A 7866-nucleotide genomic window follows, 5' to 3' on the forward strand; every position below is an offset into this window, starting at 1 on the left:
GATGTGCGGAGTAAGTTAGCGTTTTATATTTATGTGTAGCGAAAGTTGGTAAAAGTTATCGAAAGCTATAAAAGGTTAATTGATGTAAACTCGTATAATATTTTCGATGAAATAGCGAACCCCTTGCGACTGTAATGTTTACGATGATTTACGTGTAACTTAAATGGTTACGGAAATTTACAAAATAAGCGATGTCACGGGGGGAAATATCGTCAGATTGGCGTGTGTGTAGCGCTGTGGTTGGCGGCTATATAACTGCTGCTCGTTCTGCTGGAGGGAGGTCTTAAAACTCACGGGGTTTATTCTTTACGTACCTAATCATAAAAAAAAGACACCGCCAATTACTGCGCTGCCTCGTATTCTTTTATCTTCTTATAGAACGTTGCTTTCTTCATATTAACAGCCGCCATAAACTCGACTGCTTTTATCTTTCCGCCTTTCCAATCGCAGTATAAGTTATCCCAGTTTTCGGGAAGTGCCATAACAGGACGCCCGAGGTGTTTTCCCTTCGCTGCTGCTGCGTCGATACCTTCACGTTGACGCTCTTTTATCGTTCTTCTTTCTTGTTCTGCGATAGATGTATAAACCTCGATAATAATATTATTAATCATATCAATAACCCAGTCTTGACCCGCTGGTATGTCTGCCATAGTCGTAGGTAAGTCGATGATTTTAACACGAATCTTTTCTTTCTTGAAGTATTCAAGGTATTCTTTTATCTGCGCTTTGTTTCTGCCTAGTCGGTCGATAGATTTTATATAGAGCGTATCACCTTCACGCATTGCTTTAAGCATATTCTGAAAGCCCTCACGCTCGAAGTCCTTACCGCTAGTTGGTTGAGTAAGGAATTAGTATTTTTCATCTATTTTCTTACGATTGTTGTCTTTTGCATAATTAGAGGTTGGTTTATGTGTATGAAGAATTTTAATGAAGTAATAGCAACTCATCTGAGTTTAGAATCCGTACTTATTCCAATTGGTGATGGGATGACGGTTTCTAAAGTGAAGAAATAATTATTATCTTACAAAAGTGTAATGTTCATGTCATGTTTTTGAATTTCTTCTTTAAAGCTTAGGCTTTAAGATAACAATATAAGAAAAACACATGAGGTGAAGGAAATGAAAAGATATATTGCACTTTTTAGTATTTTAGTTGTATTTGCAAGCCTATTAGTTGGTTGTGATTTAAATCGTATGGGTAAAGATGAGTATTATGTTCAAATTACAGTAGATGGAAAAGAGTATAATGGTAAATCTGATAATGGTGAACCATATAAAGATTACGAATATAAGTTAACTGGTTTTGATAAAGACGGAAAAGAAAAAGAATTAGAATTCACAGCTCAAAAAAACTTACGTAAAGATGCATTCTTACGTGTATATCACTCAGATAAAAAAGGTGTAACAGCTTGGGAAGAAGTAAAGAAAGATGAGCTTCCTGCGAAAGTGAAAGAAAAACTAGGCGTGAAATAAGACAGAAAAAAGGAATTGACGAATAGGGTCAATTCCTTTTTATATTCTCAAAATCCTCTTCTGAAATGACTTTAAATCCATGTCTTTTGAATAAAGCAGTTGTTACCCCGTAACCAGTTTGTTTATTCCCGTTAAATTCTCCAGTGTAAATCGTAGAACTACCACAAGATGGACTGCGTTCTTTCAAAATAATATATTCTGGGTGTAAACCTTTCATTTGTTCTAGAGCTTTATAAGCACCGCTCACGAAAGCTGCTGTGACATCTTCACCGTCTTTTGTCACCACTTTTGCTTTTCCATCTAAAACGTCATCGCCATTCCCGCCAATAATTTCAGCTGAAGGACGAGGCGTTGGTAATCCTCCTAATACTTCAGGACAAATGAGGACTGTATCTTCTTGTTGCAGTAGCTCCTGTATTTTTGAAACGAGATTGTCATTTCCATCATACCGACAAGCGATGCCACCTAAACAAGCGCTAATTACGATCATATTGTCACCTCCAAAAAATTTTAAAATACCCCGCTAATTTTGCTTCCTGACTCTTACCTATAAATGAGGTGATAAAAATGGGAAGCTTATATAATTTAATGAAACCATATAGTGAATTTCGAAGTAAAGAAGAGTTTAATACATATCAAAGACAAATTTTGAAGTGCTATCGATTTGAATTAAATAAAACGGATACAACCATCATTCATTTTTTAGGGAAGTATGCGGTGAATGAGAAACAGAAAACAGTGGGAGTTGCTTGTCCGTTAATGGAGACGATTGCTACAAATGTTGGAAAAAGTATTCGTACAGTACGCCGTTCAATTGCAAAGTTAGAGGAACTAGGAATTATAAAGCGTGTTGCGACAAAAGAAAGACATAAGCGCGGCGGATATAGTGCGAACTTATATGTATTTCTTACATCTGCAATTGACCGCATGGATGACCGTATGAAACTGTCCGCATGTGAAAGTGATGATCGTGTAGATGGCTGTAGTAAAAATGAGAAAAAAAGTGAAGGGGAAACAATTTTTTCTAAAAACATTCCACAAATAAAAGAGAATAGAAAAGAAACGTACGAACTTGATGAGACGTATTGCCGTCATGATATACCGAAGCCTTTTATATACGCACTTGTGCCAATGACGCGTAATCCGAAAAAGATTAATATATTTTGGAGGAAGGTGGAACTTGCATATAAAAAGAGCGGGTTACTAGAGCAAGGTGTTTTACTGGAGCAAATATTAGCTGATGAAGAAGTGTATGGAAATTTCATTTGGCGAGTAAAGAGTGTTGTGAGAGCGTATAAATACGGGGAAATCCGTAAAAATGTGAAGGCTCTTTTATATAGTACAGTGCGGGATTTATTTTTAGAAATTGGATTAGAATGGGGGGCAGCCGTGAGAAGAAGTAAGGGGATACCATTATTTGATCCGTTTAAAAAAGAGCCATGCGTATAACACATGACTCCAAGTAGTTAATCAAACTTCCTTACAACTGGAACACGAATCGCTACAAATAGTACGAAGACGATAACGGCGATTGCACCGCTTTTCATAACGGTTACGATTGGAATTCCTATTGCAAGTGCGATTGATGTGAATGCATAAGAAAGCGGGATAAAGCCCATTGATGAGAGCATAAGTAAACTCATTACGCGTCCCATCATTTCTTCTTTTACTGTCGATTGAATCATCGCCATAAGCGGAACGATAGCCATTGCAATTGTAATACCGTAAAACATGCCAGCTAATAATGCTTGCCAAAGTACGGTGCTAAAGTTGATGGATAAGAAGAATACACCAGATAGTAGCATCATGATAATGCAAAATAGACCGCGTCTACGATTAATATTTTTTAAACCGACAATGACAGCGCCTATCGCCATTCCGCCTCCTACAGATGCTTCTAAGTAACTAAACTGAAGCGAGTCACCGTGCAGAACATTTTTAACGAAAAGCGGGAAACCGACTTGCATTGGACCGATTAAAAATAAGTTTAAAAAGGCACTACAAAGAAGGAAAGTTGAAAGGAATGGTGATTCCTTTACATATAAGATTCCTTCTTTAATAGAAGTGAACATGCCTTTGTCTGTATTTTGCTGTTCTGGCATCGTAAATTGTATTTTTTGAACGAGTATGGCTGCGACGATCAGTAATAAAATCGTGATCGAAAAGATCGTTTCATAGTTCGTAAATTTGATAAGAATTCCGCCAAGTACAGGGCCTAAGATGACCGATGCTTGGTTTGTCATTTGTGTAAGTGAATTTGCTTGTGTTAAACGGCTTTTTTCTACAAGTTCAGGTAAGATAGATCCATCAGCTGACCAGAAAAAAGCATCAGCAAGCCCAAAGAATAAAGCGAATAAAGCAAATGTATATAGTGTTACATCACCTACGATGAACCATGTAAGGATGGTTGCGACGAGAATAGCACGAATAATATTAGAATAAAACATAATGTTTTTTTTCGGGAATTTATCAGCTACAGCACCGCCGATAATCATAAAAATAAGCCTTGGAACACTAAGAGCTACGAAAACAACACCGAGTAAAGCCTCAAGGTTTAATGTTTTTGCTATGTACCACGTTTGTGAAAAAGTAAAAAAGGCTAAAGCAAAACTTGAAAAAAGAGTAGCTGCCCAAAGAAAAAGGAAATTCGTATTTTTTAATAACGGTTTCGCATTTTCTTTTAAAGCAGATTTATTTTGTTGTAGTTCCTCCATATTGCTTCCTTTCTATGTGACAAATTTAAACTGAAAAACCTATTAACAATCGTTTTATACAGTTTCTAATATTTCTATACTGCACTTTCTCATTGTAGACAATAATGTTGGGTTTGCACAGTGGCTATTTAACGACAAAAAAGAAGATGTATCTTCTTTTTTGTCGTTCAGGCTAATGCAATATAAATATCCAATTGTACGTTGGTTGGATCTGTTGCTTTTTCATCATAAAGCTCAAAGTCTGTTGTAAAAGCACGTTTGTTTTCTTTTGACCATTGCCAAATATATTCCCAAGCCTCACAAACGACTTCAGCAACTGGACCCTTTCTCGTTGTAAATACCGCATACGTAGCAGCAGGTATTGTTAAAGTTGTCATATTTTCAGGTGCGTCTTCTAATGAAGAAACGGGCATACCGATCGTAAATTGATATGTACCAGTTTCATCTGATTCGTAATTTGAGTAGAACGCGAATGTTTCTGTCGTTTGTTGATTTGGGATGTGATGCATCATTTGTTCTTGGAAGTATTGGTTCCAAAGCCCTGGAATTTTTCCTTCAGTAGATGCCTCTATTTCATTTGTCGTCGTAATCGAAATACCGATTGCTTGGAAAGCTTCTTTTTTTACGATAATAGGTTCTTTCATTTTAAAATATCCCCCTTATTAATCAGAACGTTTGTTCTTATCGATTGTAACATATTTTGGAAGGATACGGTAGCACAATAACAAAAGAACTCCTTCGCATAAAAGGAGCTCTTTTCATTTCTATATTAAAACATACTAGAGCTGTGCATCGGTTGAAGTTTTGCGTTTGGATCGAAGTAAGCTTTTGCATTGTTTACTGCTGTTGGTGCTTCACCGAAGCCGCAAGCAATGAGTTTTACTTTTCCTTCATATGTACAAATGTCACCAGCAGCGTAAATGCCAGGAATATTTGTTTCCATTTTCGAATTCACGAGAATGCTGTTTTTTTGTATATCTAAGCCCCAATTTTTAATTGGGCCAAGAGAGGAAACGAAGCCGTAGTTTACGATGACATCATCCACATCGATGATAATTTTTTCTTCCGTTTTTATATGCTGAAGAACGACTTGTTCAATGTTGTCATCACCAATGAGTTCTACTGGTATGTACGGTGTGCTTACTTCTGCACGAGAATTCATTAAGCTTTCTACGCTATGTTCATGTGCACGGAACTTATCACGGCGATGAACGATTGTAACTTTTTCAGCGATCGGCTCTAACATCATTGTCCAATCAACAGCTGAGTCGCCGCCGCCAAATACTACGACGCGCTTACCAGCAAATTTATTCATATCATCAACGAAATAATGTAAGTTTTTCTTTTCATACTTTGCTGTACCTTCTAATTCTAAGCGGCGTGGTTGGAAAGCACCATTGCCAGCAGTAATAATAACTGATTTAGAATAGTGAGTTTGCTTATTCGTAACAAGTTTAAATATACCGTCAGCTTGTTTCTCAAGCGTATCAACAGCTTCTTCTAAACAAACGGTTGGATCAAATTTCTTCATTTGCTCTTTTAAGTTATCAACTAGTTCTTGTGCGCGCACTTTTGGAAATCCAGCTACATCATAAATGTATTTTTCAGGGTAGAGTGCGGATAATTGTCCTCCAAGTTGAGGTAAGCTTTCAATGATTTTTACACTTGCTTGTCTCATACCGCCATAAAATGCTGTGAACAGCCCTGTTGGACCACCACCAATAATCGTTATGTCGTAAACTTTTTGATTTTCTGCCACTTTCATTCCCCCTATAGATGGAATTTTGATATTGATTTCATATATTGTTCATATGTACACGAAAATCCTGCAAATGATGACACTTTCAAATAAATGATAGCATATTTGAGTTCATAATACTTCTGAAAACGACTGAATTGTGTGTAAGTTTTCGCATAGATGCTTTTTTAATTGTATAAAATATGGTGAAAGGAAAATACATGAAAAAAAGGCTGAAAAACCCTTGAAAACGCTATGTTATTTTAAAATATTGATAATTCTCCAGACGCTTGAATTCTGGAATAAAACCGACTAATATAGGGAAGTATTATGTTAAATTTCTATGACAAAATTCGTACGATTTTTTGACTGCGTTTTGTTATGATATAGAATGTGATAAATTCCACATTCTTGACAAATATAGTTTTTAGTACTTGGTATTATTTTTCATTACTATTATATAAAGAAAAGGGTTGTGATTTGGTGAAGACTCCAAAAATCGTAGTTTTAGGTGCAGGTTATGGCGGGATGATTACGACTGTTCGTCTGCAAAAAGCATTATCTGTAAATGAAGCTGAAATTACGTTAGTAAACAACAACAGCTATCACTACCAAGCGACTTGGTTACATGAGAGCGCAGCTGGTACATTACAAGATGAAAAAATCTGTCTAGATATTCAAGACGTTATTGATACAAATAAAGTGAACTTTGTACAAGACACAGTAGTAGAAATTAAAGCTGCTGAAAAACGCATCATCTTAAAAGACGGCGAGCTAGAGTATGACTATTTAGTAATCGGTCTTGGTTTCGAATCAGAAACATTCGGAATTACAGGATTAAAAGAGCATGCATTCTCAATTGCTAACATTAATGCAACTCGTGAAATTCGTGAGCATATGGAAGCTAGTTTCGCTAAATATGCAGCTGAAAAGCGCGATGAGTTAGTAACAATCGTTGTTGGTGGTGCTGGATTTACTGGTATCGAGTACGTAGGTGAGCTTGCAAACCGTGTTCCTGAACTTTGCAAAGAGTACAATGTACCACGTGAAAAAGCACGTATTATCTGTGTAGAAGCTGCTCCAACAGCACTTCCAGGTTTCGATCCGGCATTAGTAGAATACGCTGTAAAACAACTTGAGAAAAAAGGTGTAGAATTCCGCATCGGTACAGCAATTAAAGAAGCAACTGAAGAAGGTATTATCGTTGCAAACGGCGATGATACTGAATTAATTAAGTCTGAAACAGTAGTTTGGGCTGCGGGTGTTCGTGGTAACGGTATTGTAGAAGAGTCTGGCTTTGAAGCAATGCGCGGACGTGTAAAAGTTGATGAGTACATGCACGCTCCAGGATACGAAGATGTATTTATGGTTGGTGACGCAGCGTTAATCATTAACGAAGAAATTAATCGTCCATACCCACCAACGGCACAAATCGCAATTCAAGAAGGTTACAACATTGCACACAACTTAACTGTGTTAGTTCGTGGTAAAGGCGAAATGAAAAAATTCGCATTCGACAATAAAGGATCTGTATGTTCTTTAGGTCATGACGATGCAATGGGCGTTGTTATGGGCAAAAAGTTAACAGGTTGGAAAGCTTCCTTCATGAAGAAAGTTATCGATAACCGTTACCTATTCTTATTAGGTGGACCTTTATTAGTTCTTAAAAAAGGTAAATTAAAGTTCTTTTAATATATAGTAGAAAAAGCAGAAACAGCTAAGAGCTGTTTCTGCTTTTTTCATTTAAAAAATATAGTATAATATATAAAAAAAGAAAGAATATTCTGTCCGTTCTGATAGAGGAGGGTATTGCATCATGGAGAAGCGAGGGAAAGTATGGCTAGCTGTTGGTGGCTTAGTAGCTACAAAAGATGGCAGGTGGCTGTTCGTTAAGAAAAAATATAGTGGATTAAAGGGGAAATGGTCTTTGCCGGCTGGGTTT

The 7866-nt window shown here is 36.8% G+C and carries 8 protein-coding genes and 2 pseudogenes; 5 read left to right on the top strand and 5 right to left on the bottom strand.

Annotated elements, in window-relative coordinates:
• Window positions 1–341 precede the first annotated feature (341 nt).
• A pseudogene (locus DM800_RS19385) lies at window positions 342–830 on the bottom strand (recombinase family protein); the annotation flags it as partial.
• A 78-nt stretch (window positions 831–908) separates the two neighbouring features.
• On the opposite strand from DM800_RS19385, the gene DM800_RS19395 reads away from it, so the two are divergent.
• Together DM800_RS19395 and DM800_RS19400 are read left to right on the top strand one after the other, a co-directional pair.
• Window positions 909–1013, top strand: coding sequence for a methyltransferase (locus tag DM800_RS19395; protein WP_242475727.1), 105 nt, complete (start codon window positions 909–911; stop codon window positions 1011–1013).
• 105 nt (window positions 1014–1118) lie between these two features.
• Entirely contained in the window at window positions 1119–1472 is a 354-nt protein-coding gene (locus DM800_RS19400; RefSeq protein ID WP_106102082.1) for a YxeA family protein, read from the top strand.
• A gap of 28 nt (window positions 1473–1500) precedes the next feature.
• Here the strand turns inward: DM800_RS19400 and DM800_RS19405 are convergent, their stop codons facing one another.
• Complete coding sequence (locus DM800_RS19405; protein WP_147787366.1) at window positions 1501–1962, bottom strand: 2-thiouracil desulfurase family protein; 462 nt, start codon at window positions 1960–1962, stop codon at window positions 1501–1503.
• A gap of 77 nt (window positions 1963–2039) precedes the next feature.
• On the opposite strand from DM800_RS19405, the gene DM800_RS19410 reads away from it, so the two are divergent.
• Window positions 2040–2921: a helix-turn-helix domain-containing protein gene (locus DM800_RS19410; RefSeq protein ID WP_147787367.1), complete on the top strand. Its 882-nt coding sequence runs from the start codon at window positions 2040–2042 to the stop codon at window positions 2919–2921.
• Between the two features lie 17 nt (window positions 2922–2938).
• Here the strand turns inward: DM800_RS19410 and DM800_RS19415 are convergent, their stop codons facing one another.
• The 3 genes from DM800_RS19415 to DM800_RS19425 form a co-directional block, all read right to left on the bottom strand.
• Window positions 2939–4186: an MFS transporter gene (locus DM800_RS19415; protein WP_147787368.1), complete on the bottom strand. Its 1248-nt coding sequence runs from the start codon at window positions 4184–4186 to the stop codon at window positions 2939–2941.
• 167 nt (window positions 4187–4353) lie between these two features.
• A complete protein-coding gene (locus DM800_RS19420) occupies window positions 4354–4830 on the bottom strand; it encodes a GyrI-like domain-containing protein (RefSeq protein WP_147787369.1) in 477 nt (158 codons plus the stop codon).
• A gap of 125 nt (window positions 4831–4955) precedes the next feature.
• On the bottom strand, window positions 4956–5945 hold the full coding sequence (locus tag DM800_RS19425) for an NAD(P)/FAD-dependent oxidoreductase (RefSeq protein WP_048542263.1): 990 nt from the start codon (window positions 5943–5945) through the stop codon (window positions 4956–4958).
• 462 nt (window positions 5946–6407) lie between these two features.
• On the opposite strand from DM800_RS19425, the gene DM800_RS19430 reads away from it, so the two are divergent.
• Together DM800_RS19430 and DM800_RS19435 are read left to right on the top strand one after the other, a co-directional pair.
• A complete protein-coding gene (locus DM800_RS19430; RefSeq protein ID WP_147787370.1) occupies window positions 6408–7616 on the top strand; it encodes an NAD(P)/FAD-dependent oxidoreductase in 1209 nt (402 codons plus the stop codon).
• Window positions 7617–7740: 124 nt separating this feature from the next.
• Window positions 7741–7866, top strand: a pseudogene (locus tag DM800_RS19435) (NUDIX hydrolase); the annotation flags it as partial.

The sequence above is a fragment of the Bacillus sp. AY18-3 genome, from assembly GCF_008042305.1.
Taxonomy (GTDB): domain Bacteria; phylum Bacillota; class Bacilli; order Bacillales; family Bacillaceae_G; genus Bacillus_A; species Bacillus_A wiedmannii.

Coding starts and splice junctions, on each gene's coding strand:
- DM800_RS19395 (WP_242475727.1), top strand. CDS start 909: ATGTGTATGAAGAATTTTAATGAAGTAATAGCAACTCATCTGAGTTTA.
- DM800_RS19400 (WP_106102082.1), top strand. CDS start 1,119: ATGAAAAGATATATTGCACTTTTTAGTATTTTAGTTGTATTTGCAAGC.
- DM800_RS19405 (WP_147787366.1), bottom strand. CDS start 1,962: ATGATCGTAATTAGCGCTTGTTTAGGTGGCATCGCTTGTCGGTATGAT.
- DM800_RS19410 (WP_147787367.1), top strand. CDS start 2,040: ATGGGAAGCTTATATAATTTAATGAAACCATATAGTGAATTTCGAAGT.
- DM800_RS19415 (WP_147787368.1), bottom strand. CDS start 4,186: ATGGAGGAACTACAACAAAATAAATCTGCTTTAAAAGAAAATGCGAAA.
- DM800_RS19420 (WP_147787369.1), bottom strand. CDS start 4,830: ATGAAAGAACCTATTATCGTAAAAAAAGAAGCTTTCCAAGCAATCGGT.